Source organism: Pseudoalteromonas sp. CNC9-20 (assembly GCF_022347875.1).
In the GTDB taxonomy this organism is placed as follows: Bacteria; Pseudomonadota; Gammaproteobacteria; order Enterobacterales; family Alteromonadaceae; genus Pseudoalteromonas; species Pseudoalteromonas ruthenica.
In genome coordinates this window covers 719,519-745,483 of sequence record NZ_JAKRFS010000002.1, presented here as the reverse complement: position 1 = coordinate 745,483, position 25,965 = coordinate 719,519, and the positions used below count along the sequence as shown (strand labels likewise).

Sequence of the window (25,965 nt, the reverse complement as noted above, 5' to 3'; positions counted from 1 at the left end):
CTTATCAGTCAATAAACTAGCCCACGGCACGTTGGTAGGTGGGCAAATCGAAAAACAGCGAACTCATATTGGCAATGCGCTTCAATGCTGCCTTTTCTTGGTCCTGCCATTGTGGCACTTGCGTGCGGCTTTCACAGCAAAGCACCCCTCTTGGCTCGAAGTTATCGTGCAGCACGTAATCAAGCAAAGAGTAAAAGCCACATGGCTCAAAGTAGCCTGCGACCATGTGTTTGGTAAACGGATGGTGACGCACATCTTCAATGGCAAGAAAATCATGGCTGAAAAGCGCAGAAAAATAAGCCTGGGCTGTATCTTGGCCAATAACCCCGCCGTCAGAATAGGCGCCGGTGTGTTTATCAAATTTAGCGATGCACACAATACTTGAGGTGTTTTCATTGGCCACCCAAAGGCTTACGACATCGGCTTGGGGAACATGCTCTGCTGCAGTGTGAACTATCTTTTGCAGCTTTTCTATGTGGCTTAAACCTGGGTTAGTTAAAGCCAAGTTAAGCTGAAATAAATCAACCATTTGCCACTCTCCTCACAACAAAAACGTTGTGACTATGCCCAATCTTGCTCCGTACGCTAGATACGTAACTGGAGCTTTACTGCGCCAGTGTGAGCCACTGGCAATTATTTATTATAGGCACCACACGGCGTTGTAGCCTGACTATTTTTGCACGTTCGCTCAATACCACGCGCACCAGTGAATAATACGTAGGCACTAACGTTTTGGTTTCTCGTCATCGAGCGGGCCGGCGCCAATATCTACTTTTTCTTCGCTTGGCTTAAAGTCAGGGTCTAGCGAAAGGTTAGCAAAAGGGTTCGACTTTTTGTCTTTGTCTTTGTCTTTGTCTTCAGCGCTCGTTTGTTCCGGCTCTAAGTCATCAGTGCGAGCTTCTTCACTTTGCTGGTCTTGTTCTGAAAGCGCGGACTCTAATTCCGCAAGCGCGTCATCAAGGCTTTGACTGTTACCATCGTCAATATCAAGCGCCAACTCTTCATCGCTTGATGATGTTTGCGCTTGTGTTGCTGTGCTTTGGGGCTCAATAATTGATGGCTCAGGCTCAGGCTCAGGCTCAGGCTCAGGCTCAGGCTCAGGCTCAGGCTCAGGCTCAGGTTCAGGCTCAGGCTCAGGGGTCTCTAACAAGGGTTGTGACGGGTCAAAGTCGTCAAACGGGTCATCCCCTTGGCTGGAATCATCGTGGCTTTGCTGCGAGCTTGATGCAGGCGGCTCTGTGGCAGAAGTGGATGATGCTTGCTCATCGGAGCTTGGGTCGGACTCGCCACCTGCACGTTTATTGGCGGCTTCTAAAAACGCCATAAACTCCTCATCACTCATATTCGACCAGTCTTTGCTACTGTTGTCACTGCTGGGCAGAGGAGTTTGCTCTTGTTGCTCCGTTGCAGGTGTCGGTTTGGGAGTCGGCGCGGGTGCTGAATCTTTACTAGAGTGTGCTGTATCGTCCGAGTTGGGTGCGTCGTCTTTGCGTTTGAACGGGTGAATTTCCGCGCTCTTGCTTGCTCCTTCCGGATCGCTGGAGCGAGGCTCTGCGGCAGGTTTGGGCATCGGCGCAACGTTCTCGGCGGGCACCTCAGGGCGAGATATATCTTCTTGTGCAGCGCTTGGTTGAGGCGTAGGCTCAGTGCGCGGCTCTGATTTTGGTGGCTGCACGGGCGTCTCGATTAACGGCTTGGTTGAAGACGCGCCCAGCGCGGCGTTGCTTCCCTGAGCAAGCAATTGTTTCACCTTGTCGACCAGGTTAGAACATTGTTGGGCGTCGAAGCTTTCAACACTGTAGCTAAGAATGTAGTCAACCAAGTCTTCACGCTGCATCACCAACGGAGGCAAATCAGATTTGAATAAAGCGTTGTTACTAAACAGTACCAGTAAGTTAACCTGTTGCTCTTGTATGTCCAGTACTTTGGCTAGCGCGCCAGCCTGGGCCTTGAGCTCGGTGATGGGGTTATCAAACTTGATTTCTTCATCGCCGTTTCGGGCGGTCCACTCTTGAGCGTGCTCGCCGCCAAAAATATCGCCTTCTTGGTTTGGTCGCGCCACGATAAACACGCCGTACGGGCTAATATATAACTGCTCGATGGCTGATGATTTGGCTTTTGGACCCACCAGTACAGGGACCGAAGAAAAGCGTTTATAAACTTGTGGGTCGAGCGTGTCAGGTTGTTTACCGGTGACCTTTTGCCACATCTTTTTGTAATTAACCTGTTTCTTAGGCAACTTCGGCACAGGAATAGCTTTGATAGCCGCTGTCTTTTTCGGCTTCACAGCTTTACCTTGGCTGCTGCGGTTGCTGCGAATAAAAATCAGCAACGTAATTAGCATGGCAATAAGCACCAAGGCTATTAATGCAGGGAAAATCAAGCCAACGAAAGGTGAACTCGGCTCTGAAGGTTGGCTTTGTACTGGGGCTGGAGCCACCTTTTTCGCTGTCACCGGAGCTGTTTTTGGCGCGGTGGCTTTTGTTTTCTCTGCCTTCGCTTGTTTTGCAGCCTTTTCGGCGGCACGCTGCTCGACAATAGTAAGTTGCGGCTCAGAGGTGGTAACTGTTGGTTCGGCCTCAGGTCTTTGCTCTTTTAATACCTTCTTAGGTTTGCTGGCTACTTCCTGAGGCTGAGATTGGTCATTTTCGGGTTTTGAGGTCGCTTTCGCTTGCGGTGTGCGCTTTTCTATATTCTTACAATTGGCATCGTAATCTCGTTTGGCACTGCGATAACTTGGGTGCGTGCGAGAGTGATCAAACTGCGCCATTTGCTGCTTCAAAAGAATACACATGGCACTGTTATACTCGCGGGCACTGCTTTGAGTGCTCGCAAGGCTCAAGGTTAGGAATAAGACGAAATACGCGAATCTCATTTTATAAACATGGGTAAACAAGGTGTTATCTACACGTAGTCTAAAGCTTGTGGCCACATTTAGCTATAGCCAAAAAGCGCGATTCGCAATCATACTGAACAGTTGATGAATTTTTCGTCTGTTTTTCAGGTCAGTGAATAGGGGATTCCAACCAATGCTGAATGATGGTTGGATTGTTTTGATACTTCTCAGGGTGCTGAATAATGGACTCCAATAGCGCCAGCTCTTTAGCATAGTGCGTTTCTACATCAGGCACTTTTGATAACAGGCAAAATAGATAATCCGCGAACCCAGGCTTTGCCGGGCGCTGCTCTGTGGCCATACCTTTGTGCATAAGTTGCCTGTAAACATCCTCACGCCAACGCTGCGCCATGGTTTGCGGCGATAAAAAAGCGCTGCCAAGCATGGGTTGTAATTGTGCCAAAACCTGTTCTTTGCTTTTGTCTGCATGCAGGCAAAGCCATAAGGTAAATAGTTCCAGCTCAGTGAGTTCGGCTAAATCTAAATGTGCGCTTGGTTGATTCATAGTTACAGCCGTGTCAGCAATAGCATTGTTGTTCGACAACCGTAGTTAAACGATTGCACCTAAGGTGATACATAGTTCTCTACCGAGCAGTACGGGGCATCGCAGTAGGAAGATCATTTGATGTAGCACAAGCTTGATGATTAGTGCTATTGTTATACTCATAAAGTAGTAGGTAGTGCTTGTAGTTGGGCTGTGTATATGAAGTTTTCCCGTTTTGGTGTGATTGACTTACGCCAAGTTATTCTCGGGTTTGCGGTGCTGTGTGTGATGGTCACCCTCGGTAATCAGTTCATTATTAACTACCGAGTACACGGCCAGCAAATGGTGGCCCATACCTTGGCATCCAATCAGGCTTATGCCAGTAAGCTCTCTGATATTACCGAACAGTTCCTCAATTCTTTACAAATGCAGTTGCGCTATAGCGCTGCGCGATTAGCTGATAACAATACCCTAAAATCACAGCAGCAAGAAACGCTGCGCTTATTAGAGCAAACCGCGTCTTTTAACTCTGTGGTGGTGGTGAACGAGCAAGGCGTTATTACCAGCACTGCGCCGTTAACCTTGGGTGTTAAAGGTGTGAGATTACAAAGCGACAGTGCTAAGCAATCTTTGCGCGCACAAGCACCTACTATTCCTCAACCGTTTGTATCGCCGGCTAGTAATTTAATTGTGAGCCCCTCACACCCCATTTTTAGCGCCGATGAGCAATATCAAGGCTACATTGCTGGCACCATTTATTTGCATGGCGACAATATTCTCTCGCGGCTACTCGGGCAGCACTTTCACAACGACAAAGCCAATATTATGGTGCTCAGCGCAAATGGCAGTATTATTTATCATTCTCAACGCCAGCGTGTGGGTTCCAAAATCACGCCCGCTTCGCCATTGTGGCCTGCGTTTGCCAATGCGCAAATGCAAAGTGGCAGCGAAGGTGTTGGCGCTATGTTAGTGGGCTATGCACCTGTGCGCACAGCGAATTGGGTGGTGCTAGTGGGGACTGAGCGCAATCAAGTCGTTGAGAGTGTCGGCAACACTATAATGAACGTGCTTGCCAAAGCTGCACCAGTGACCGTGATCACCTTATTAGTGATTTGGTATTTAGCTAATTTAATTAGTGCTCCGCTGCGACAGCTCGCGCAACGCGTGGCCGATTCAAGTAAAGAATATGATGATGTGCCAACCTGGTTTTTTGAAGCGAAAACGCTACGCAATGCACTGAGAACATACAGCAATGAGCAGCACCAGCGTATTAACGACCTGAATAAAGCAAGCTTAACCGATCCGCTCACCGGCATTGGCAATCGTCGTTATATGGAAGTGTTTATTCAATCTATGGTCGCTGATGAACAAGCCTTTGCGGTGATCACCTTGGATATCGACCACTTTAAGCGTGTCAATGATAACTATGGCCACGATGTGGGTGATGACGTTATACAAGGGTTAGGGCAGCTATTGCAGAGCAGTTGTCGAGAGTACGATGGCGTGTGTCGCAGTGGTGGCGAAGAGTTCCTACTTATTCTCCCAGGCATAGGTAAAGACATTGCGTTAGAGCTGGCAGAGCGCTTGCGAGTGACTATCCAGGCCCATGATTTTACACCAGTACCGCAAGTAACGGTGTCTCTTGGTGTGAGTTTATGGCAGCCGGGTTGCTCGGTGGATGCGGTGCTTAAAGCTGCTGATAATGCGTTGTATCGGGCGAAACAACGAGGCCGCAATCGCTGCGAGGTGGAGTTGCTAGATTAGGGCTATTTGCGTGGTTGCTGCTTATCCCAAAGCGACAATAGGCGCTGCGCAATGCCCCATACTAACAGCAAAATCATCAGCAGTGTGATCACCAATAGTAGCGCCGAGTCATTAATAAACAACCAGCTTAGGCTCAGCACAATGCAGCAAAACACACAAATGCTCAGTAAAGTATTTTTGCGTTTATTCGCCTGTTTAGTCATGCACACCTACCGTTTTAGAAACTGCTGATAGTATATCAACTTCTGGGCGCTGATCATCCTTCACTTTGTAACTTAACGACGTAATTCAAGATGTGATGAGCAAAGTTTCACCACCGGCTAGCATGCGCGCCGATCACAGCTGTTAAACTGTTGGAAAGTAACAATTAAACTCTTTTAATTTATTGATTTGAATCATACATTTGCCAGCTAACCAATAACCAGAATTTCCCTCAAAGCCTGTTCCTGATACTGTGCTAAGCTTCTTATGAAATGGTATACAAAATTACAAGAATCATATGACATCGTCTTTTAACGCGCTTTACCAATGTAGCTGCAGCGAGCAAGCCTATGAGCTGGCACTGAGTATGATTGATGAAGCTTTTGGCGCAGCCCATTGCTTTGTTGGTAAGTTATGCGCCAACGCGACAGAAGTACAGACTGTGGCTTACCATCAAGACGGTGCCGTACGCGCAAATTTCCAATATCCTCTGGCTGGCTCTCCGTGCGCCGATGCATTACAGAGCGTCGATGTGTGCGCTTTTGGCGATAATGTGGCTGATTTATTTCCCGACGATACCATGCTTGCGGAGCTGGGGATTGAAGCCTACATCGGTGTGACGCTGCGCGATGTATCACGCCAACCCATTGGTATTTTGGTGGCGCTATTTGACCAACAGCGAACGTTTGACCAAGTTGATGAGCAGTGGTTCAAGGACTTGGCATTTATCGTTGCTGCTCAAGCCCGCCATGATGCCGATTTGGCGCGAAAGGATAAGCTGTTAGCCGAGCTATCACTGCGTAACATCGTGTTTGAGCAAAGCAAAGAAGCCATCATGATCACCGATAACAATAACCGCATCCTGCGGGTTAACCCCGCCTTTGAGTTGTATACCGGTTATCGTGAAAGTGAACTAAAAGGGCGTTCACCCGCAGTGCTTTCCTCAGGTCAGCATCCTCCAGAGTTCTATCATGAAATGTGGCGGCAGCTCGAGCAAATGGGCCATTGGCGAGGCGAGATTTATAATCGTCGTAAAAATGGTGAAATTTACCCAGAAGAGCTGTCGATCACTGTTAACCGTGGTGCGAATGGGCAAATTACCCATTATATTGGTTTGTTTCGTGACATTAGCCAATGGAAAGAAAGTGAGCGCCAACTGCGGTTTTACGCCAGTCAAGAACCCTTAACTGGGCTTTTTAATCGTCGCAGTTTTTTAGAGAAAGTGGAGCAACATATTTCGTTGTTTCGCGCTCAGGAGCAGCACGCGTCAGTGCTGTTTTTAAACCTCGATCGCTTTAAAGATATCAACGATTTATATGGTCCAGAAATTGGCGATAAGGTACTGATTGCGGTGGCGTTGCGGCTGCAAAATTGTGTGCGTAATCATGATGTGATCAGCCGCTATGGCGGTGACGAATTCACTATTTTGATTGCCGATGCCAAACCTGGGCACGCGCACCGCTGCGCCGAGAAAGTGTTGGAGCGAATCCACCAGCCCATACGCTTGGGTGATTTAAGCATTGAACTAAGTTGCAGTATTGGCATTGCCCACATGCATAGCGATACCGATAGCGCCACGGTGCTCGTTCGCAACGCCAATCATGCCATGTTGAGTGTTAAGCGCGCTCAGTCTCACAGCATTGCCGTACACAGCCAAGAGATTGAAGCCATTTACCTGCGTAAACTTAAACTGCGCGACAAACTCCATAAGCTACTGCGCTTTGATGGCCTAGATGTGGCCTACCAACCGGTTATCGATAACCAAAGCGGGCGTATTGTTAAGTTTGAAGCCCTAGCACGCTGGCGCGATGAAGAGCTTGGGGTGATCCGTCCCGATGAGTTTATCGCCATCGCTGAGGAGTTCGGACTTGTGGCTATTTTGGGTCAGTTTGTGCTGCGCAAAGCGCTGGCCGATTTGGCATGGATCCATAGCCAAGGCTACAACGACATCAGCATGGCAGTGAATCGTTCAGCCTCAGAATTTAACCATGTATTGCATCCCGTTGATACGGTGCTCGATACCTTGGCTGACTATAACTTAAAGCCCAGCTGTTTGACCATTGAGGTGACCGAATCGGTGGCCATTCATGCCCGAAAGCAAGCCGAAGGGGTGCTTAATGAGTTACGCAGCAAAGGAGTCATGGTGGCCTTGGATGACTTTTGTACAGGGTATTCATCATTGAGTCACCTTATCGACCTACATGCTGATTATATTAAAATCGATAAGAGCTTTACTCAGCAAATGCTCAGCGAACACAAACACCAAGTGGTGATTGCCAGCGTTATTCGTATTGCCTCAGAGCTGGATATGGAAGTGATTGCTGAAGGCGTGGAAACACAGCAGCAACAGCAACAATTGCGTGAGTATGGTTGTCACTTTAGCCAAGGTTATTATTACTCTCCTGCAGTTCCTTTAAAAGAGGCGATGGTGCTGTTAGCCAAGCATAATGGCGATGTACAACGGCCCCAATGAATTTTCCAATATAGGTTCAAAAAGTGTTAAAAATGAAGCGATTAGCAGCGTTTTAATCGCAATTTAACAATCTTGTGCCATAGTGAATAAGACCGATGTTTTAGGAGCTACACCATGCAGAACCTCACCCTCAAAACCATTTTCATTGGTTTTGTGTTTGTCGCCCTGTTTGTGGTTACGTTAGTGACCGCACTCATTAATACTGGGCAGTTTTCCAGCCTTTATTATCGGCAAACTGAAACGCAGTTATTACCAGATACTGTTGGGCGAGTAGCGAACGAAATTAGAGCTGAACTGATGTATCCCACTACGGTCTCAAAAACGCTGTCGCAAAACGCGATGTTGCATCAATGGGTGCGCGATGGCGAGCAAGGGAGTGCTCAGCATGGACTGGTGCTTGATTATTTTCGCGACTTACAGCAAAAATCCGGTGCGACATCGGTATTTTGGGTAAGCCGAGAAAGCCTGAATTATTACACCGAGGGTGGACTGTTTAAACAGGTATCGCGCAGTGAATCACGGGACAGCTGGTTCTTTGATTTCATTTCCAGCAGTGCACAGCAACAGTTGGCGCTGGATGCCAGTGAACAAGGTGGGCAACTGACTTTATACGTTAATACCCTAGTGAGTATTGATGGCCAGCACGCAGGAGTCGCGGGACTGGGTTATGATGTGTCGAAAATTGCCAATATGGTTACCTCACGTAAAGTTGGCGAGCAAGGGTATCTGTTCCTGGTTGATGACACACAGCGTATTATTGCTCATGAAAACAGCCGCTTTATTGGTAAAACGGTGGCCGAGGTAAACCAGTTAGCACCACTGAGCTCGGCTCTCTCTAGCAATGGCAGTGGCTTTGTACTCAATGAAACTGAGCTCGATGGCGAGGCGGTTTATGGTGCGGTGATGCCCATTGAAGGCACCGAGTTGAAACTGGTCGCGGTGCTGCCAGAGCATGAGATCTCCGGCGCGATTAACTCGGTTATTTGGACGTCGGTTCTTGCCAGTGTGGTACTTGCAGTGGTGTTCTTGGTGCTAACCATGTATTTTGCCAATTGGCTAAGCAGCCGCATTCGTACTGTGGGTGATGACCTCCTTGCCATGTCTGGGCAAGGAGGCGATTTAAGTACGCGCCTTGATGATAGCGTTGATAATGAGTTGGGGCATCTGGCCAAGGGCTTTAACGCCATTATTACCAAAGTCGCTGAGCTGGTGGATGAAATCAGTGTCACCGAACAAGCGATGCGCGAGGGCATTGCTGAGCTGGCTGATTTTTCCGATAAAACCTTCAGCGCCACAGAAAGCCAGCGCTCACAGACGGATCAGGTCGCGACAGCGATCACTGAAATGGGGCAAACGATTACCGAGGTATCCGATATTGCCCACCGTACCGCCAGTGATACCGAAGAAGCGGTGCGTGAAACGACCACTACCAACGACAATATGACGCTCACCGCGCAAACCATGCAAGAACTCAACGATATTCTCAATAATGTGGATACCAGCGTGGGTGAGTTTGCTAATCAGGCGGCAGAAATTAACTCGGTGGTGGAAGTGATCAATGCCATTTCCGAACAAACGAATTTATTAGCCCTGAACGCCGCTATCGAAGCTGCTCGCGCCGGTGAGCAAGGGCGCGGTTTTGCTGTGGTTGCGGATGAGGTGCGCTCACTGGCGCAGCGTACGCAAAAGTCTACCTCAGAGATCCGCGATCAAGTGGCGCGCTTGCAAAGCACCTCGACGCAATCACAAGAGGCGATCGCACGAGGCACAGAAAGTAGCCGCCAAGTCACTGAGCACACGCAAACGGCGGTGGCGTCGCTGCGCGCGATTCAGCAAAAGTTTGAGGAGATAAGTCAAGGCAATCATCAGGTTGCCGCCGCCACCGAAGAGCAGGGCACAGTGGTTGAGCACATTAACCAGTCGGCCCATGAAATATCAGACAGTGCCGGCAGTATTCACTCTTATGCCGAGCAGCAGCAAAGCGCAACGCAAAGTTTATTAGCGCGGGCGCAGCATCTGCGCGATTTAGTGAGTCAATTTAAGGTTTAGAACAGATGCAGCGAAAGTCTGTCGGCGAACTGCTCCAGCGCATAAAGACCGGCGCTGGAGTTGCCAAAGGCATTGAGTTTGGGTGACCACACCGAGACCGCAAACTGCCCTGGAACAACGGCAACAATGGCGCCGCCTACTCCGGATTTACCGGGCATGCCAACGCGATAGGCAAAATCGCCAGCGGCGTCATAAAGGCCACTGGTAAAGAGCAGCGAGTTCAATTGCGAGTTTTGTTTGCTGGTCAGAATGCGCTCGCCTGAGGCGATGTCGACACCACGATTAGCGAGATAGCCAAAGGTGCGCGCCAATTCTTGGCAGTTCATTTCGATGGCGCAAAAGCCAAAATAAACCTTGAGCACTTCTTCTACATCATTTTCAAAATTGCCAAACGAGGTCATTAAGTGCGCCATAGCCGCGTTACGATGGCGGTGTTGAAACTCTGAACGGGATACTGTTTGGTTGATACACACCCGAGGATTACCGCTGAGCCAACGCACCGTTTCTAACATGTGGTGAGTGGGCGCGCTTAAGCGGGAGTAAAGCGCATCGCAGGTAACAATCGCGCCGGCGTTAATAAACGGGTTGCGCGGAATGCCTTGTTCAAATTCAAGCTGGGTAAGCGAGTTAAACGCAGTGCCCGAAGGCTCTTTGCCAACACGGTGCCACAACGAATTGCCATAGCGTTGCAATGCTAAGGTGAGAGTGAGCACTTTGGAGACCGATTGAATGGTAAAAGGCACGTCCACATCGCCGGTGCTGAAGGTTTGCCCATCCACGGTATGCACCGCCATCGCAAACTGCTCACTGTCGACCTCAGCCAAAGCCGGAATATAACTGGCCACCGCGCCCTCGAACTGCGACAATCGTGAACGTACATCGGTGTTAATGTCGTCAATAACCTGTTGAATATTCATCCGCTTCTTTCACTTGACTAAAACCCAATGATACGGAATATAACACCTATACGAAAGCGCAGCGTTGCCCCAAATGATGGCCGCTTTTAGATAACCAAGTGCTTTGGCCTCAGGGTATGGGCTCATGAGGCACACAATTAATAAACAATAACAGCGCAATGGACTGCTAAGCAGAGAAAAGAGAGTCATCAATGATAAGACGGTTAAGCAGTGCATTGCTGCTAAGTATGGGTATGTTGGTGGGCTGCGGTGGGTCAAGTTCCGACTCACAAGCGCCTGCAGGGCCGCCGCCGTATCCACCGCAAGGTAGTACATGGCAGTGGCAATTATTGGGGGCGCTCAATAGCGAGTACGATGTATTCGCTTACGACATTGATTTGTTTAATACCGCTGCCGAGACCATTGCTAGCCTCCAACAGCAAGGGCGCTTCGTCATCTGTTATTTTTCAGCCGGAAGTTATGAATCTTACCGTGAGGATGCCGGCGAGTTTTTAGACTCAGAGCTTGGCAATACCCTGGCGAACTTTGCTAATGAGCGTTGGTTGGACACGCGCAGTAGCAATGTCCGCGCTATCATGCGCGCGCGCATGGATTTGGCCGCCGCCAAAGGCTGTGATGCGGTGGAGCCGGATAATGTTGATGGTCACATTAATAACACTGGTTTTGCACTCACTCGTGAGAACAGCATTAATTACAGCCAGTTTATTGCTGAATATGCGCGCTCGCTCGGCTTGTATGTGGGTCTTAAAAACAATGTTGGCTTGGCGCAAACCTTGGAGCCTTACTTTGATTTTGCGGTCAATGAATCGTGCTTTCGCTTTAATGAGTGTGCACGCTTAGCTCCTTTTGTTGATGCTAAAAAGGCGGTTTTTCACGTGGAATATTTGTCGGTGGCCGAGGTCGGCAGCGGTGAGCTGCAACGAGTCTGTGCACAAACCGAGCCGCTGGGCTTTTCCACCTTGGTGCTGCCCACGGCATTGAATGACGCGTATCGCTTTAGCTGTAGCGAGCAATGAGGGCTTTACTTATTAGCGTTGCAGCATAAAGGTCTCATATTCGAGGCGGTTAAACTGACGATTTAGCATCACTAACCCCAAGACGGTGCTGATCAGCATGGCTAAAGCAAAACCGTAGCCATAGACCTCAGGCCCAAGCTGAATGGAGAGCTCGGTGAGCATCAAGTTGGCGAGGGTCATCACCGTCACCAAGGCCGTGGCCTGATAACGTTTATCTAAATAAAACATGACGTTGAGTATGGCCATCAAAATAACTTGCAAAGACACGCCGACTAAATCGACATACAGTAAGTGTAGATACGCGAGGTCTATTTTCAGCAGTGTGAGAATCTCTTCACTCCACAACAGCAGCAACGCGAGGGTGATCCCTTGCACTTTAAAAATTTGATATAAGCTGTCTTTGCAGTGCAATACCATTTGGTCTTTAAGTAAGTACACCGACTCCAAGGTGCCGCCTTCGCGCACCGTTTGGTAAAACCGCTCGTTTGAGGCGGCAAAGTCGGTTTCCATGTGCAGCATAAACACCGCCATGCCAGGGATAATGGCGAGGTACGCGATAAAAATTGGCAAATCATAGATATATGAGGCGCGGAACATATCGATAACGGCAAAAGACACCTCGGGGTGTAGCCAAAATACGAATTTATCTACCCACACTCCCAAGTTATAAAGCAACCCACATAATGCGAGCGAGTAAAAAGCTTGCTTGCGGTTTAAAAACTGAAAGGCGATAAGCGAACCGGCGCTGTAATTGCGTAAAATAAAAAAGAGCAAAACAAAGGTGATCAGCCCCTGACACGCGGCAAAGATCATCAATAGCCCCAAAATACCGTAAGGTGGCAGTAACCATGAAGCCAGCACCATCAGCGTATAGCCAATCGCCAAGGTAGCTACAATCCGATAATACTGCTTCATACCGCTTAGGAATACGATGATTAACCACAGGTTGCACAGCACCACAAAGCCGCATAACAACGCCATTTTCACCGCTGCATCTAACGATGTATTGGCCAATACCGCAATACCAATGGCTGTGCCAAGCGCCGAAACAAGTAACATGCAGCCTAATAAATTTGGGGTTACCTTGTGATCTTTGCCTTCAAATAGCCGGTCGGAGATAAACCGTGTTAGTAGCAGTTGGAACATACCACTGAGGATCAGGGAGCCAGCCATCATGTAAGTGACTAGCACTAGGTACTGTATGATCAGAGTGTTGGGGAACACTCGACCGATGCTTATCATACCGATGATCATCAGCGCTAAAATGGATAGCACCCAGGGCCCTGAGCCCACTACTGCCGCCAAGCCGTATGCTTCGAGGTAAGAGAGCAGGGTGTTTTTCTTTAATATTCGGCGTAGCTCAAAGCCTATTCCTGCCATGCTAAATGCTCCTCATACAGCGTTTGGTAGCGCTCATACATCGTATGTTCCTGATAATATGCTTGCACTCGGCGATAGCCGTTATCACCCATTTGTCGCCAGCGCTGGTCATCTTCCAATAGCGCCAGCAAGGCCTCACTGGCTTGGTTGGGGTCGGCTATATTTGTTACATAGCCACAGCGCCCAAGTTGCTGGTCGTGTTCGTTCATACCTTCGAGAATTTCGCGGCATGAGCCAACTTCTGAGGCCACACAAGGGATACCTGCGGCCATGGCTTCAAGTAGCACCAGGGGTTGCGCCTCACTGATGGAGGTGAGCATACACACGCCAAGTTTGGGAAGAATTTCGGCAACATTTTGCATGCCCAAGAACAGCACATTGTCTTGCAGCCCTAAGCTATTAACCAGCAGTTCGCACTCGCGAACATAGCTTGGATCTTCCTCGGTGGGGCCAATGATCCACCCTTGTAGTTCTGGTTCGCTATTAAGGGCCACACGAATAGCACGAATAAAGGTTTTAATATCCTTAATGGGCACCACGCGACCAATTAACCCCGCGACTTTAGGTGCCTGTTGCGGTCGCTTGGCGTAGGCCTCACTGAAGCGCTCCATACTGATACCGTTGACAATCACCCCAGTTTTATCGGCCGGTGCGCCGTCTTTTATTTGCCGCTGTCTATTGCCTTCATACAAAGCGACAATGCTATCTGCTTGGTCGTAGGCGGTACGCCCTAATTGCTCAAAAAAATCTATCCAGGTTTGCCGTGTTTGCTCCATTTTTTTATGGATACTGGTGTCCAGCGCACTGTGGCGGTCTTTGATCCAGCTTGCTTGAGTGAGATCGATTTTGCGCTCTTTGGTATAAATACCGTGCTCGGTTAATAAATAAGGCATCTGCTGTTTTTGTTTCGCCAAGGCGCCGAGAAACCCCGCATAACCGGTCGAAATACTGTGAAATAGCCGCGCAGGGGGTAGGTTTTCAGCCACTTTGACTAAGGTGAATAAGGGGCTGTAGATGTTGCGAAAGGTCCAAAAGTAATCCACAAACGATTGGTTTTGTGCGTGTTGGAAATACAAATCAACAATCACATCCCAAGAGCGCTCGCTGTATAAAAAGTCATCATAACTTAGGCCATGCTTTTTACCCAAGTTAGCCAACAAGCCTTGTAAATGCTCACCATCTAAGGTTTGCTCCGGATTTTTAAAGCGTGAGATGACATTTTGCCAAAGGCTGAAGGCGGATTTTTTCCCGCGTCGAGCGCGCGGTGCCAGCAAGCCGTCTTTATCCATCAAGTAATGGGTCTCCATGCCGACCACATTGTCAGGCAAGGTGTAATGCTGCTGTTGATAAAAAGAGCGGCTCCCGCCTATAAATACAAGGTAAAAGTTAAGGTGGCTAAGGCCACTGATCAGCTGATGCACCCAGCTTGATACACCGCCGCGCACGTAAGGGTACGTGCCCTCTAACAATAAACACACATCAATACGCTTCACGGCGCCAAAACTCCCTTAATTCATTTAACGCATCACCGGGCTCGGTGGGCAGGTGACTGACTAATAAAGCGGCATGGTCGTAATCGCCCTGAGCAAAAGCGGCCTCGGCTAAATAGGGCGCCACTTGTTTTAATAACAGGCCGCGATGACGCGCTTTTTCTAGATACTGCGTGGCTAAATCATACTCTTGTAATTCCAGCAGCACCCGGCCGAGTTGTAACTCACTGCGCGGTGAAGGGGTGAGGGCTTCGGCTTGCAGTAGGTAACTTTTCGCTTGCTCTAAATAGTGATTGCGCAGTGGCCCTTCAGCGATGCCAAGGTAGCATAGCTCCCAATACAGCTCAGCAATTTGAAAATGCAACGAGGCTTGTGCGCCTTCGCTTAGTTTGTTTTTCAATGCGTCAATGTTGCGGTTGATACCAAATTCTATTTTTTCGATGGCGGCGTAGGCAAGTAAACGCACGTCATCGACCTTATCGGTCAGCGCTAACTTAAGCAACGGCACCGCCACGCGCTCTGGTAAAAAGCGACAGGCATTGACCGCAATCAGGCGACGCTCGTCGGAGGGATTAAACAACAAAATATCTTTCAGTGCGGCGGCACCAAACTGGCTTTGTTCAAGTTGCTCTGGGTGCAGGGGTAATTCCAAGCTTTCGGAGCGCTCCCATAGTGCCGGCTGCTTTTTCTTCGGGAAATACAAGGCGACGATAAAAATCGTCGCCAACCCCAGCATACCAACCATCGGCATACTGAACGCAATCACAAAAATAAAGGTAATGGCACCGATAACGGGTTGTTTGTAGCGTCGCGGCAGCGCCAGCCAACACACTAAGGTGAAGGTTCCCGCAGCGGCGCCATGGCTGGCAGCATAACCCAACCAGCCGAGCAAACTAAGGTCTTGCTCGCCGAGTAGGTAAAGGCTTGCCGACTCAAAGAGAATCGTTTGAAGAATCAGCCAAATCTTCATCGAACGCTCCTAAGTCTTCGAGCAAGGTATTTACTTGCTGGTATTGCTCAAATACCAACAGCGGACCAAATACGTCTAAATCGCCTTCGGCAAGGGGGGCATTATTGGCGAGGATGCTGCGGATCCGCTGCACAAATTGCTCAGCTTCCATCACTGTGGTCATCGGTAACAGCACGCACAATGCTTGGCGGCCATCTTCACGCTCGCAAGACCAGTAAATATCGGCACCACGGCGAAAATCGGTAACATGTTCTAAATCGAGGTGTTGCGCTTCACTGTTGTCGTAAAACACCACCATGGCGCTATCTGCACCGTAATGGCGCTTATACCAAAGTTGGTTTTCCAAATACTGGCGGAACAGCTGGCGTTGTTCGGGTTTGAGAATGGGTGCGAACAACTGGTGTGACATAAAGTTGGCAATATAACCGGCCAGTAATGCAATCAGGGCAATATTACTTTGCGTGAGGGACACAAACTTGACCTTCTCTGCAAGCACCACCCCTTGCAGCTCGCCGCTGACATCAACGAGGGGGATCACCAACTGATAATTGAGATTATACTCATCGCTGTCGATAAAGTTCGCCGGAGAGAGTACAGCCTTAGAGGTGTACACATCTTGTAGCATTAAATCATCAGCGATAAGGGCATGCTCACTGCCAATGGTGGCCAGTGCGCCGGGCACCAGCTTGCCGTCACGTATTTCGTACAAACCTGCTTGATACATGGTAATCACATCAGCAAATACTTGGAGGCTTTTTTGGGCCAGGTTGGCAAGACGGTTTTCTGCATGGCCGGAGGCCGCTTGTTGGAGTAGTTGAATGCCAGTGCGTAGGCTCATTTGTTTGCCAGCCGCGCGCTGCTCAAGCTGGTCGTGGGATATCTTCAATAAATGGTAATTTTGCGTAAAGCTTTTTAGCTTTTGTTCCATATAGCGGTGGTTTAGCTCAAAGCGCTGATTTATATCATGCCAGTGATCGCGAAATTCGCCCACCAACATGGTCACCACTGCTGTGCCCACAGACACAGATAGGCTAATCGATACTTCGGTGGCGATAAAATTATCGACCACACCGACACTCACAAGTAACAGCACGAAGCTCATCATTCCGCGACCAAACCCGTAGCGCAGGGCGATGACAAGGGGTCCCAACATCGGCCAATAGAAGTAATCAGTGGCGTGTTCATGAGCGAGGCTGGCTTGATACACCCAGATGCTCAGGGCAATAAAGGTGATAAAAACCAGTTCAAACCAGGCGATAGGCTGGTGGTCACTGCCAAAAAGCAGGCGCCTGATAACGGCATTAAGGCCACGACGTTTACTGTGAGGCATAGCGCGACTAATCCCAGTCTAGTTCATCAATCAGGGTATCGATGGCCTCAAGTGCGACCTGCGAGAGCGACTCACGGCCCCATCCTGTTTTTGATGTGGAACCACGCCAAAGCTCATTGCCACTGCTATCTGCAAGGGTCAGTGTCAGCCCCACAGCCGGCTCACCATCTAAGCCATACTTGTATTGCCACTCTTGTACTGAACCAGATACCACATAGCCCGGCTGCTGTTCACTCAGCCACCGCTGCGCCTCTTGATTACGCTGGGCAGGCTCAAGGCTCGCCTGTAAATCACCCACTTGTTGCTTGGGGTAGAGTGTTACCTTCAACCCTTGCTCAGCAAGTGCAGATGCCAGCAGTTGCTCAGCCTGAGCCTGCGCCATGGGCATATTTGACTGATTTGCCAAGGGCATAATATAAACCTGTTGACTGGCGCTGAGCGTCGGGCTTTCACCGGCATAGTGCGTTGCGCAACCACTGAGTATGAAGGCCAAAGCCAATGCCATTATTGTTTTCATCATTTTATCCTCACATCAAAAGTCGATAAAGTATCCCACGTTGAGTGTTAAGCTCTCACGGCCATTTTGGTCGGCACTTTGCCACACACCCTTTATGAAAAATTCATCATTGCCAAATGCTTGCACACCCAGCCCTACGTTAGCCGAATAATCGACGCGTTGCTCAATAAAGTTATAACCCACGGCCGTATCAAGCCAATAGCGCATACCTGGGGTGTTTCGTCCAGGCTGTGAGACTTCACCACGCAGCAACGATTGGCCCAACGCTAAACGTCGGTATTTAGGGGTTAGAAAATCCACAGCTCTAACTGGCTCTGGGCGCTGCAAGTGTGCTGTTAATCGCTGTAATGGCCGCTCGTCCAAGGTATTCTCCTGGTGGTCATATTGCGCATACACCTGCCAACTTGGAGTAAAGTTGAATTGCTCACTCAGACGCACGCTGCTTTGCCATTGTTGACCGATAGGCTCACCAAAATCGGAATGAAATAGCGCCCGCGAAATATTTATATTTACTTGCTCGTAGCGCGTTGGCTGCCAACTCAGTTGGTAGGCGAGCCTATCCTCATTGCCGAACATGTAGAGGTTTTCACTTTGCTGCGAGGGCATGCTGTGACGCACACTCAAGGTGTGGCTTAGACGTCTATCTGATTGCCACGTTGCGCTTGCGTGCTGACCAAATACCGTGTTGGTATCGCGCTCGCTGATGGCTATACCAAAGTGCAGGTCTTGCCAACGCGGTCGAGCGCGTATCCGCCAATCTAGATTCACACTCTGGTCTTGGTAATGATCGATTAGGGATGAGGTGGGGTCGCCACTATCATATTGATAAGAGAGCGCCATATGACCATCGCCTAAAGGACGATAATAGCTAAGCTGCTCTGTGCTTAGCTGCCACGTATCAAGCAGGCTATGTTCAAAACGCACACCATGAGCATGGCGGTCGTGTTGGGCTGCTAAAAAGCGTTGCAATGGTGCTAAATCTTGTTTGGCGACACCACCATTAAGGGCTTGTTGGCCCAGTTGCCATGCGGCAAAATTATCACCTAATTGCGAGAGTGCTGTGGCCCGCTCAGTGGCGGTCAGTGTTGTTGATTGGTAAGCCAAAGTACGCGCTTGCGAGTGGTTGTGCTGTGCCAGCGCTAAAGACAATAAAATGCTGTCATTGAACTGCTCGGAAGCGATGACTTGATGGGCTTGTAACAAGGCTATCTTTTGTAAGGCTCCAAGCGTTGGGTCGCTAAACAAGGCATTGATATCAGCGCCACCGTTGCCTTGGTGCAGATGCCAATTGAGCTGTGCGCTGGCATAGGCGGGCGATACTAAGGTGCGTAGCAATGATACGTAGCTGATTTCGCCGTCCTGGAGGGCGCGAAGCTCAGCACTTAATTGTGTGAGCACTTGCACGCGCAAGCGGTGAGCCTGCGCTAAAGCACCTTGATTTTGCAACAGCGAAGCCCAGGCTAATTTATCAGCGGCGGTGCTTAACTCGGCGTTATCTAACTTGCGATACCAGCTATCAGCATGAGTATATTCGCCCAGTTGTTGCGCCGCATAAGCTAAAGCCTGATACATAGACGCAGTCTGCTGGTTGTGTGGTGCTAAATACCAGTACAGCTCACGCAGCCATGGGGTGTCTTGACTGTCTATCGCCAGCCACAATGCACTTTGTTGCACGTTCGGGTTACGCGGGTACTGGGTGAGTAATGTACTTAGCAGCTCTTTGGCGCGAGTATGGTGTTTTTTATACATGGCTAAACGCACACGCAATAGCTGCACGGATAAGCGTTTGTCGCCACTGTGATCGGCTGTTAAGGCGTCGCTGGCACGTTTTATCAGTGCTGTATTTTGCTCGCTGAGGCCATATTCTAGGAGATGATTGAGCACCACAATGCTTTTTGTTTGCGCATAATAAAGCCACAAGGTATCCAAGCTTTGTTGGTCTAGCTTATTGTGGGTGGCAATCAGTAAGTAGGGGTCCAAACTGGTATCGCCTCGATGCACACGAGCACGCTGAAAACGCTGTTGCAATGGCCTGTTTGCAATATAGGTCGCCAGCTCTTGTAAGTTGGTAAGCTGCTCTACATCTAGGGCTTCTTCATCGCTGTATCGATAAAGTAGCATCAGCGCCTTATCTACCTCGCCAATCGCGACAAAGCTTTGCGCAAAGTAATTCAAGTTGATGTAGTCGTATGTCGGCTCAAGCGGCAACGTTGCCCACAAGGCCGTGGCTTGCTTTGGTGCGCCGACAAAATTATAAAAACGCGCGAGTTGGAACCAATAAAACTCTCGAGTTGGAAAGCGCTGATGCAGCGTTTGCAAATGCGTGAGAGTCGTTTGTGCGCCTAAGGCTTTGTCACTGAAGTCGACCCATTGTTTAAGGGTGCTATCATCGAGCTCGTCTTTGAGTGCTAGCTGATAGTAAAAGTCGCTCAAAGCAAATAGGTCACTCTCTGCTAAAGCTTCACTGACGCCTTGCCACAGAAGTGCTTTGTCAGGTTGCGTGGCAATAATTTGCTTTGCAAGTACCAGCGCACTGGCGGTATCGCCCAGCCAAAGATAGTAATCATGAAGTTGGCGCTTATCGGCTAAAGTAGGTGCAACACTCAAAACTTTAGCAAGCCACACTGCGGCTTGTTCAATATCACCCACCTCAGCAAAGCGTTCACTGGCTTGGCGCCAATCAGCGGGATCAGTACTTTGTTGGGCCTTACTCGCACTTAATTGGGCTGCTAACGTTGGCTTGTTGGCGGCCCGTAAAAAATTAATACTCAACTGCAAACAGGTGTTGTCACACTGATGCTGATGGCGGCGAATAAGCGCCTCACCTTGTTGCCAGTGTTGTTGGGCGCTATATAACCCAAGTAACTGCTCAAAGTGCGCATCGGAGGGTTGTTGCTCGTACAAGGCTTGGCTGTGAAAAATAGCCCGCTCTTTAAGCCCCGCCTGCAACGCTAAAGACAATAAAGCCTGATGTTCACCTTGTTGTTGACTTAGCAGCTGATAAGCAAGGCGAGGCTCGCCTATTTGCAAGGCATAGCTGGCAAAGTGTTGGCGTTGTGATGAGTTAAGCTCTGGCACTAGGGCGTTTAAATAATCGATTAATTGTCTGCGCGCCGTTGGGTCTTGGCGCTGTATCAGTCGCAGTAGGCTATCGGCGTAGAGCGTTTGCGCTTGCGCAAGTATAGCGGAGTCGGCAAATTTAGTCAGCGGTGTTAGCTGGGCCAAGCTTTGATGATATTGATCGAGCTTGAAGTGTTGCTTTGCGAGGGTTAAATCCAGTTTTAAACTTGGTACTTGGTTGCTTTTAAGCACGTTCAAGAAGGCGATGGCCACTGTGGGGTCTTGCGCGTCTTCAAGCATATCAATCAGCAGAGCGCGATTGGGTTGCAGTATCCACAACAGCGCCAACGTTACCGTTGCAAGGGTGATCAGCGCACGACGACTCATCAACACGATACGCTTGTCGCCGCGAGGGTCGCCCTTGGTGTGAATACGCGCTGGCGGGTTCATCGTTATTGACCCTGCCCCGGGCAATGGAGCTCAACATGGTAGCGTCCACGCTTAGAGCTGCGAATTGTCCATTGATTAGCTGCTTTATCAAGCGTAAGCGCGGGGTCGCTGAGCTTGTTTACTTGGCATGAAGCGACATTATCTAACGTTAGTTGCAAATCACGATGAGCCAGCACCGTAAAGCGTAACCTCGCTCCTTGCCACTGCCAGTGTTCAATCACCGCGTTGGCTTTAGCTAAATAGGCACGGTTAGAAAACGCCGCCGCATCGCCTTGGCTAAGCGATAAAGTTGAGCGTGGCTGTACTAAGGTGATGTAGTTGCCATCCGGGCCTGGGGTGACCCCTGCGATGCCTTTACTGTCACCATCTGGCAGTCGATTGCTAGCGATACGCAACGATTTCACGCCGGTACTGGTAATATGCCAGTTATCATCATCAATGGCGCGAGCTACCCCAGTTTCATAAAGCGTGCGCGCACGGTGGGCGTATTCGCTTAAGTACAGTGGTGTTAATTCGTGCTTCTCTACCCAATCATAGAGGTGATCTAATGCGCCTAAAGAAGCAGGATAAACCCCGGAATACATATGGTAATAAATGCTCACAGGCTTTAAGCGTCGTGGCGCACCGAGTAATTCAAAGGTTTCGCTGGCACGGGCAAAGCCTCGGTAGTTTTCAGTCCACAGCTCTGTGTAGAGATTTTCGTTCATCACCGCAGCGTAGACTTGAATGCCGTCTTTATACCAGTTTAGGTGTGGATATACTTGGGCAATAGAGTAGTTGTCGTTGAGTACATAGGTGTTGCCGCCATTGACGTTGTATAAATCGAGTTGCCTGGTTTTAGCAATGACATCAGCGGTTGGGTCGGCCATGCCAGACCACAAGAACACCTCTACTTGCTTATGCTTAGGGGCTAGATGCTCGTTGATATAACGCACACTGCCAAACACTTCACGGTCATAATCAAGGGTGTAATTAGGGACCGGTAAGGAATCGCCGTAGAGCTTTTCTTTCGCATCAATACGGTCGTCCCAAAAGAAAGGGTGGCTAAAGGTGTGCGAAGCAATTTCAACGTTATCAAGCGCGAAGGTTTGCCGCGCTATTTCCTCTAGTTCATTGGCAATGTCAGGGTATAAGCCATGAGGAGCAACTTCCGCTTCAACCACTGAAACCGTATGGGGGAGGGGCGATTTTTTCAGCACATTATTGAGTATTGATGCGCCAGCATAGGGGCGCCCAGGAAGCCAAGCGACTGAGGGGAAACCATCGCCATCGATGTGCGCGGTAACGATGCGCAGCCCGGATTCTGTGGTGACATCGGGCACCGGAATAGCAGCAAGAGAAAACAGTGGCATTAGGTGCGCAAATGGCTCTAGTGGCCAACGGTTGCGATCGCCTATTAACTCTTGGACCGTCAGAGGTTCAAGAAACAGCCCACCCCAGGGCATACGCGCTACGCCCACGCCCGTATTGCCTTGGCTATCATTAATGCTCACTAACGCCGGTGTGCGCGAGTCCATTAACTGATATCGAGGAAATTGTTTGGGCGCAGCATGGGGCATAGGGTAGGTGAGCTTGGCTCCGCTACTTTCAAGCGCGCCGATGTAACTGCCGTTTTCACGTATCCCTAAACGCGCTAGCAAGGCTTCATCATCGGGAAGCTCACCGATAATGACTGTTGGCCGCTGAGAAATACTGCGCAGTAGCAGCTGTTGTGCATCTAAATGCTGATAACTGGCTTGGGGGAGCCAAAACGCGACGCCGGCGAACCGATTCAAGTCAAGTTGTGTAAGGCGACCATCACGAATATCAACGCATTGGGGAACATAGCCTTGATACTCGATTAAGGTGGCTAAATATTTATGACACGCAGATTGCTTTTTAAGCACTACGCTCGAGTCATAGACCCCCAGTACTCGCCGACGAACAGGGTAGTGCAAAGAGACCCCAAACTGCTGCAATAAGCCGTCGCTGACATAGGGGGTGAAGCCTAAAGCAGCGATTTCTTTTGCTGCCGCGACTCTGGCTTCTACACCCGCTGGCAGGTAGTCAATCACAATGGCCTCAATGCCCAAGCCCTCAATGTGCTCAAGCTTGGTGCGAAGCCACTGGATATCGCTATCGCTTTGGCGAGTATAGTCATTCTTGGTTATATCGAAGCCGTACATCAGTGATTCGGCGACCACCGCTTGCGGCGACTGGGCCAGCTTGTCGACCAATTCAAAGCCGCGATTGAGCATCACTGGCAGTGATGTGGCGATATTATCGATGAGCGAGACAAGCGCTTGTTGTTGCGAGGCATGTTGCTCGCGAGGTAGTGCAAGTTGATAACTATCTAAGGTATCGAGAAAAACACCGCTGAATCCCTGGCGCTGATAGCGCTCAGTTTGCTGTTGCAGATGTTGACGCCACACAAGCGATGCCGCATCCATAATTTCGGCTTGCCAGGCGCTGTTACGGCCCATGCTTGCGGCGTCTAAAAGCCGGGGATCTGCGCCTAGGTATTCCCCCACACTGAGATATGCATACACTTGCGTATTGGCATTTTTTAATTGCTGTAACTGGCGTTTTGACAGCTGCTCCGGTGACACCACAACCCGCTGATAGCTTATAAGCTCGCGCACGGAGTCAACTTCGCCGTAATAAAAAGCGATTGACTGTTCGAAGTGGGTGGGTGCAACTGCTCTTGTAGGCTGCGCTATTAAACCCGAGACAACCAGAGCAACAACCACAGTGAAAACAAATTTACATTTAGTCAATAGTAATACTGCCAATTAACTTAAACCAAGTGACGATGTGCGGCTGGGTAAGCCCTTTAATAGGTTGCTACAAACTGCTGCTGTTGAAACTAATTCTTTAGGGTGAGTTTGTCGCTATTATGTCACATTCCTGGGTAATGCGTCTACGCAATAATTTACCTAGGGTGAACAAAGGTAAACAACTTACCGATAAGATGTATTGTTTATGCAAAACTGACCGACAACGGCTCTGTACCCAGCGAATTCTTTGCTATTTCGCGCAGAGCTTAACTAGACTGAACTAAGTAATAAATTACAGCAGCTTACAACACCATCACTGTTTAGTATCGCAGCTGCTAGTTTTTTGCCAAGCAAATGCTATCTATGAAGTATAAGTTTTTGTTAATATAGAGTTTTATACGTGCAGCATGGCACGAGCGTCGTAACAGGGAATCATTAATGAGAAATAACCAACCCATCACCGCTAGTGAAAAGCGTTTTCCTCCCGAGCAAAAGCTCATTTCCGTCACTGATTTAAACGGCACTATCCTTGATTGTAACCAAGCGTTTGTCGATATCAGTGGCTTTAGCCGCGACGAATTGGTTGGCCAACCTCACAATATTGTCCGCCATCCCGATATGCCACCTGCGGCGTTTAAAACAATGTGGAGTTACCTAAAGCAAGGTAAAGCATGGATGGGGCTAGTAAAAAACCGCTGTAAGAATGGTGACTACTACTGGGTTGATGCCCATGTTTCGCCCATTACCGAACAAGGTAAAGTGGTAGGGTATGAATCGGTACGCACCAGCCCACGACGTGAGGATGTTGCCCGCGCAGAGGCACTTTACGCGCGCATCAGAGGCAATAAAAGCACGTTCACGCTGCCTAACAATACTGAATTTTATGCCTTGGGCCTTGCCCTCGCAGTCGCTTTTATTATCTTCCTAAGTGGCAACACTGTCGCCGCCGAGGCGGTGGCCTTAGTGAGTGTATTAGTGTTTGCCGGATTTAATACCTTTTCCCGGGTGCGTTTGAAAAAACGCTTAGACACACTCATAGGCGATCGCTTCTGCGACCCACTTGCGGTGCAAAGCTACTGCGATCATGGTGGCCCTTTGGGGCGTTTAAGCGTAGCGGTGAAATCAGACAGGGCGCATTTAAATACCATCTTAACGCGTATCGACAATGCCGCGAACCGTGTTGCTGCAGATGCCAGCAGCAGCTATTCAATGTCGGTCGATGCGAGGGAGAAAATAGACGCTCAGCATCAGCAAACCGAGCAAGTCGCCACGGCAATGAACGAAATGACGGCCACCATTGGCGAAGTATCACAAAATGTACAGCTGACCTCTGAGCAAGCCAGCGAGGCCAATGATTTAGCCTCAGAAGGTGCCGCAGTGGCAGATAAAACTCGTCAATCTATTGAAACCTTGGGGCACACGGTGCAGCAAATAGGTGACTCGGTACAGGGGGTCTCAGAGCAGTCAGCCTTGATTGCGCAAGCGGCGCAAATGATTGAACAAATTGCTGAGCAAACTAATCTATTGGCACTCAATGCGGCGATTGAAGCGGCACGTGCTGGTGAGCAAGGCCGAGGCTTTGCGGTGGTAGCTGATGAGGTAAGGCAACTTGCACAACGCACACAGAAATCGACCGGGGAGATCCAGGGGATCATTAGCGAGCTCAATAGCCGCAGTGAGCAGGCGGTCACTATTGCTGAGCAAGGGCGTAAAGAGTCGCAACAAGGCCTTGATGAAGTGCAACTAAGCACCGAAAAACTCAGTGGTATTGCTCAGGCGGTGGCCAACATTAACGACATGGCGAATCAAATGGCAGCGGCTGTTGAAGAGCAGGCTCATGTGGCTGAGGATATTAACCAGCAAGTGGTCAGTATTGCCGGCCTGGCTGATGATAGTCAGCAAAGCTCGGATCAAGCGCAACAAGCTATTACTCGCTTAACAACTGTATCAGATGAACTCTGTGAGCTGGTGGTGCGTTTCTCTCGCTCACATGATTAATACCTAAACTGTCAGCGCGCTAGCGTGCTGACTAGGCCTATCACCGCCTGAGTAACGCTTATGGCGGTGAATCTGTTAGCTCACGCTTCACTTAACTCCCCCGTCAACCCTTTGCCCAGTGCTTGTGAACGGCAAGTAAAAACCACCAACGTGTGCAGAAGCATTAACGTTGACGTTAATGTCATATTTCAAAATTGCATAACTCTTTGCATTT

At 49.4% G+C, this 25,965-nt stretch carries 17 protein-coding genes; 5 read left to right on the top strand and 12 right to left on the bottom strand.

The window, feature by feature from the left end:
* Positions 1-16: 16 nt before the first annotated feature.
* The 3 genes from MHM89_RS06895 to MHM89_RS06885 all read right to left on the bottom strand — a co-directional run bounded on the left by MHM89_RS06895 (position 17) and on the right by MHM89_RS06885 (position 3,401).
* A complete protein-coding gene (locus MHM89_RS06895; protein WP_022946437.1) occupies positions 17-529 on the bottom strand; it encodes a GAF domain-containing protein in 513 nt (170 codons plus the stop codon).
* Between the two features lie 195 nt (positions 530-724).
* Positions 725-2,875: a nuclease-related domain-containing protein gene (locus MHM89_RS06890; RefSeq protein ID WP_239408450.1), complete on the bottom strand. Its 2,151-nt coding sequence runs from the start codon at positions 2,873-2,875 to the stop codon at positions 725-727.
* Between the two features lie 130 nt (positions 2,876-3,005).
* The gene (locus MHM89_RS06885; RefSeq protein ID WP_026111298.1) at positions 3,006-3,401 is read right to left on the bottom strand and encodes a hypothetical protein; all 396 of its coding nucleotides are present in this window, start codon (positions 3,399-3,401) and stop codon (positions 3,006-3,008) included.
* Positions 3,402-3,599: 198 nt separating this feature from the next.
* Here MHM89_RS06885 and MHM89_RS06880 point away from each other — a divergent pair, with 198 nt between their 5' ends.
* The gene (locus tag MHM89_RS06880) at positions 3,600-5,144 is read left to right on the top strand and encodes a sensor domain-containing diguanylate cyclase (protein ID WP_239408449.1); all 1,545 of its coding nucleotides are present in this window, start codon (positions 3,600-3,602) and stop codon (positions 5,142-5,144) included.
* Between the two features lie 2 nt (positions 5,145-5,146).
* On the opposite strand, the gene MHM89_RS06875 is transcribed toward MHM89_RS06880, so the two are convergent.
* The gene (locus tag MHM89_RS06875; RefSeq protein ID WP_045980600.1) at positions 5,147-5,347 is read right to left on the bottom strand and encodes a hypothetical protein; all 201 of its coding nucleotides are present in this window, start codon (positions 5,345-5,347) and stop codon (positions 5,147-5,149) included.
* Between the two features lie 296 nt (positions 5,348-5,643).
* Here MHM89_RS06875 and MHM89_RS06870 point away from each other — a divergent pair, with 296 nt between their 5' ends.
* The gene (locus MHM89_RS06870) at positions 5,644-7,818 is read left to right on the top strand and encodes an EAL domain-containing protein (RefSeq protein ID WP_239408448.1); all 2,175 of its coding nucleotides are present in this window, start codon (positions 5,644-5,646) and stop codon (positions 7,816-7,818) included.
* 114 nt (positions 7,819-7,932) lie between these two features.
* Complete coding sequence (locus MHM89_RS06865) at positions 7,933-9,867, top strand: methyl-accepting chemotaxis protein (protein WP_239408447.1); 1,935 nt, start codon at positions 7,933-7,935, stop codon at positions 9,865-9,867.
* Here MHM89_RS06865 and glsB read toward each other — a convergent pair.
* Positions 9,864-10,784, bottom strand: a complete 921-nt coding sequence (gene glsB / locus MHM89_RS06860; RefSeq protein ID WP_022946966.1) for a glutaminase B — start codon at positions 10,782-10,784, stop codon at positions 9,864-9,866. The genes MHM89_RS06865 and glsB overlap by 4 nt on opposite strands.
* A gap of 191 nt (positions 10,785-10,975) precedes the next feature.
* On the opposite strand from glsB, the gene MHM89_RS06855 reads away from it, so the two are divergent.
* Positions 10,976-11,800, top strand: coding sequence for an endo alpha-1,4 polygalactosaminidase (locus MHM89_RS06855; RefSeq protein WP_040643388.1), 825 nt, complete (start codon positions 10,976-10,978; stop codon positions 11,798-11,800).
* Between the two features lie 12 nt (positions 11,801-11,812).
* Here the strand turns inward: MHM89_RS06855 and pelG are convergent, their stop codons facing one another.
* The 7 genes from pelG to MHM89_RS06820 are packed head-to-tail and all read right to left on the bottom strand — an operon-like array spanning position 11,813 to position 23,618.
* The gene (gene pelG, locus MHM89_RS06850; protein ID WP_138588544.1) at positions 11,813-13,180 is read right to left on the bottom strand and encodes an exopolysaccharide Pel transporter PelG; all 1,368 of its coding nucleotides are present in this window, start codon (positions 13,178-13,180) and stop codon (positions 11,813-11,815) included.
* Complete coding sequence (gene pelF, locus MHM89_RS06845) at positions 13,168-14,673, bottom strand: GT4 family glycosyltransferase PelF (RefSeq protein WP_239408446.1); 1,506 nt, start codon at positions 14,671-14,673, stop codon at positions 13,168-13,170. The genes pelG and pelF overlap by 13 nt, the downstream gene beginning before the upstream one ends.
* Positions 14,660-15,640, bottom strand: coding sequence for a hypothetical protein (locus tag MHM89_RS06840; RefSeq protein WP_045980607.1), 981 nt, complete (start codon positions 15,638-15,640; stop codon positions 14,660-14,662). The genes pelF and MHM89_RS06840 overlap by 14 nt, the downstream gene beginning before the upstream one ends.
* On the bottom strand, positions 15,603-16,970 hold the full coding sequence (locus MHM89_RS06835) for a PelD GGDEF domain-containing protein (protein ID WP_053909601.1): 1,368 nt from the start codon (positions 16,968-16,970) through the stop codon (positions 15,603-15,605). The genes MHM89_RS06840 and MHM89_RS06835 overlap by 38 nt, the downstream gene beginning before the upstream one ends.
* Positions 16,971-16,977: 7 nt before the next feature.
* Positions 16,978-17,490, bottom strand: coding sequence for a hypothetical protein (locus MHM89_RS06830; protein ID WP_157576232.1), 513 nt, complete (start codon positions 17,488-17,490; stop codon positions 16,978-16,980).
* 12 nt (positions 17,491-17,502) lie between these two features.
* A complete protein-coding gene (locus tag MHM89_RS06825) occupies positions 17,503-20,997 on the bottom strand; it encodes a tetratricopeptide repeat protein (protein WP_239408445.1) in 3,495 nt (1,164 codons plus the stop codon).
* A 2-nt stretch (positions 20,998-20,999) separates the two neighbouring features.
* Positions 21,000-23,618 carry an endo alpha-1,4 polygalactosaminidase gene (locus MHM89_RS06820; RefSeq protein ID WP_239408444.1) on the bottom strand — a complete coding sequence of 873 codons (2,619 nt, stop codon included), beginning with the start codon at positions 23,616-23,618 and terminating at the stop codon, positions 21,000-21,002.
* A 573-nt stretch (positions 23,619-24,191) separates the two neighbouring features.
* Between MHM89_RS06820 and MHM89_RS06815 the strand changes: the two genes are divergently transcribed.
* A complete protein-coding gene (locus MHM89_RS06815; protein ID WP_239408443.1) occupies positions 24,192-25,751 on the top strand; it encodes a PAS domain-containing methyl-accepting chemotaxis protein in 1,560 nt (519 codons plus the stop codon).
* The last annotated feature ends 214 nt before the right edge of the window (positions 25,752-25,965 follow it).

Coding starts and splice junctions, on each gene's coding strand:
- MHM89_RS06830 (WP_157576232.1), bottom strand. CDS start 17,490: ATGATGAAAACAATAATGGCATTGGCTTTGGCCTTCATACTCAGTGGT.
- MHM89_RS06895 (WP_022946437.1), bottom strand. CDS start 529: ATGGTTGATTTATTTCAGCTTAACTTGGCTTTAACTAACCCAGGTTTA.
- MHM89_RS06840 (WP_045980607.1), bottom strand. CDS start 15,640: ATGAAGATTTGGCTGATTCTTCAAACGATTCTCTTTGAGTCGGCAAGC.
- MHM89_RS06880 (WP_239408449.1), top strand. CDS start 3,600: ATGAAGTTTTCCCGTTTTGGTGTGATTGACTTACGCCAAGTTATTCTC.
- MHM89_RS06835 (WP_053909601.1), bottom strand. CDS start 16,970: ATGCCTCACAGTAAACGTCGTGGCCTTAATGCCGTTATCAGGCGCCTG.
- pelG (WP_138588544.1), bottom strand. CDS start 13,180: ATGGCAGGAATAGGCTTTGAGCTACGCCGAATATTAAAGAAAAACACC.
- MHM89_RS06865 (WP_239408447.1), top strand. CDS start 7,933: ATGCAGAACCTCACCCTCAAAACCATTTTCATTGGTTTTGTGTTTGTC.
- MHM89_RS06855 (WP_040643388.1), top strand. CDS start 10,976: ATGATAAGACGGTTAAGCAGTGCATTGCTGCTAAGTATGGGTATGTTG.
- MHM89_RS06890 (WP_239408450.1), bottom strand. CDS start 2,875: ATGAGATTCGCGTATTTCGTCTTATTCCTAACCTTGAGCCTTGCGAGC.
- glsB (WP_022946966.1), bottom strand. CDS start 10,784: ATGAATATTCAACAGGTTATTGACGACATTAACACCGATGTACGTTCA.
- MHM89_RS06885 (WP_026111298.1), bottom strand. CDS start 3,401: ATGAATCAACCAAGCGCACATTTAGATTTAGCCGAACTCACTGAGCTG.
- MHM89_RS06825 (WP_239408445.1), bottom strand. CDS start 20,997: ATGAACCCGCCAGCGCGTATTCACACCAAGGGCGACCCTCGCGGCGAC.
- MHM89_RS06870 (WP_239408448.1), top strand. CDS start 5,644: ATGACATCGTCTTTTAACGCGCTTTACCAATGTAGCTGCAGCGAGCAA.
- MHM89_RS06815 (WP_239408443.1), top strand. CDS start 24,192: ATGAGAAATAACCAACCCATCACCGCTAGTGAAAAGCGTTTTCCTCCC.
- MHM89_RS06875 (WP_045980600.1), bottom strand. CDS start 5,347: ATGACTAAACAGGCGAATAAACGCAAAAATACTTTACTGAGCATTTGT.